The 1637-nt window shown below is 50.0% G+C and carries 1 protein-coding gene; it reads right to left on the bottom strand.

Annotated features, from left to right (window positions below; translation table 11 throughout):
* Positions 1-172: 172 nt before the first annotated feature.
* Positions 173-1524, bottom strand: a protein-coding gene (locus tag H7C18_RS34470; RefSeq protein ID WP_185133671.1) for an IS1182 family transposase whose coding sequence is annotated in 2 segments (ribosomal slippage) — positions 173-954 and positions 954-1524 — 1353 coding nt in all. Because the reading frame shifts where the segments join, the coding sequence is not laid out codon by codon here.
* Positions 1525-1637: the final 113 nt, after the last annotated feature.

Below are 1637 nucleotides of genomic sequence, written 5' to 3'. Positions count from 1 at the left end.
GGAAATTTATTCGCATAATTTCCTGAACAACAAAAAAGCCGACCCTAAAGTCGGCTTCAGAATGTCGAGAAACCCCTGGTCTGAATCTAGACCTGGGGTTTCTCGGTGTTTTATGCTGCTTGTAAAGTGGGGCAGGACATAAAAAGAGGCTATGAGGGGTGGAATCCCCCCTTTATTGGCTCCTTCCCAGGTGAAGGGCTATCTTCTTCATGTTTTGCACCGTTGCCGTCATCAGTGCCTGCTCCTTAACGTTCTGCAGCCCGCGCAAACGACAATAGCGAAACCCGTGGAGCTCTTTGGCATCCGCGAAGCTTCGCTCTATGGTCTCTTTGCGTTTGCGGTACAACTGCTTGCCCGCCTTACTCAGCCGGTTCAGTCGCACCTTCTCCTTACTGTCTTCCCATACATGGCGCGTCAGCACCTTCCGGTGGTTACGCGAGCGCGTACACTTCAGCAGCATGGGACAATTCACGCAGTGCTTCGGATCAGAGGCATAATGGCGGTACCCATGCCGGTCTGTGGTGCGGTAAGTCAGCTCGTGCTCCGCTGGACATACATATACATTCCGCTCTTTATCGTATGTAAACTCCCACTTGTGAAACAAACCCTGTGTCGGATGAAAACGCCGGTGTGCAATCACGCCAAAGATTTTACGGTCCTCAAGTCCTTTGCAAATCGGAGTGCTTAAATAGCCGGAATCTAGCGCAACAGCCTCTACGTTGAAACCAAACCGTTCCCGCTGACGATCCAAACGAGACAAGTAGGGAACCGAGTCATGCACATTTCCTGGTGTGACGTGGACGTCCGTAATTAGATTGTACTTGAGATCCACTGTGCGGTGGTCCAGATAGAAGAACCCCTCCGGCTTCCCCTCACGGATCATGTAGCCGCTGTCCGGATCGGTTGTACTGACCTTCACTTCCTTTTCCTCTGTCACCTCCTCTCTTGGTTTTAAGGCTTTTTTCCTTCTGCGCTCCGGTCAGCCTCCACAGCTGCATTCAACTCATCCAGATAGTCCTTGGTATTTTGCTGGACCTGCTCTTTCGTGTATTTATGCTTGTTGGCATTGGCTTTCAGATGCGTCGAATCCGTAATGAGGACGCGGCCGCCCACCATACGATGGGAGATGGCTTGAAGTACAATCTCATCAAAGATGTCTTGAAAGATCGTCGTGTCTTTAAACCGTTTGCGACGATTCCAACTGATGGTGGAGTGATCGGGCACGCGGTCCGTTAAGCCCAGGCCAAGGAACCAACGATATGCAACATTGGTCTGGATTTCACGTTCAAGCTGCCGTTCAGACCGAATGCCGTAGCAGTAACCAAGCAAGATCATCTTAAACAGCATGACCGGGTCAACGGCAGGGCGTCCATTGTCTTCGCAGTACAGAGGCTTGACCTTCTCGTCGATAAATGAGAAGTCGATGTACCTGTCCATCAAGCGAAGTAGGTGATCTTTTGGTACCAAATCTTCGATGGAAACAAACTCATACTGCTGTTGCTTATCGCGATTTGAGCGCAGCATGGAAACACCGTCCGTTCGATATAGATTTACCAATATTATACCATATTAACGCGGTGTCGTGTTAAATTACGCGGATATAAAAATGGCTGTCGAGACCTTTCTCGACAGCCTGA

It is taken from the genome of Cohnella zeiphila (genome assembly GCF_014212055.1).
Taxonomy (GTDB): domain Bacteria; phylum Bacillota; class Bacilli; order Paenibacillales; family Paenibacillaceae; genus Cohnella; species Cohnella zeiphila.
The sequence above is the reverse complement of the archived record's forward strand: the minus strand, read 5'-3'. Positions and strand labels throughout refer to the sequence as shown.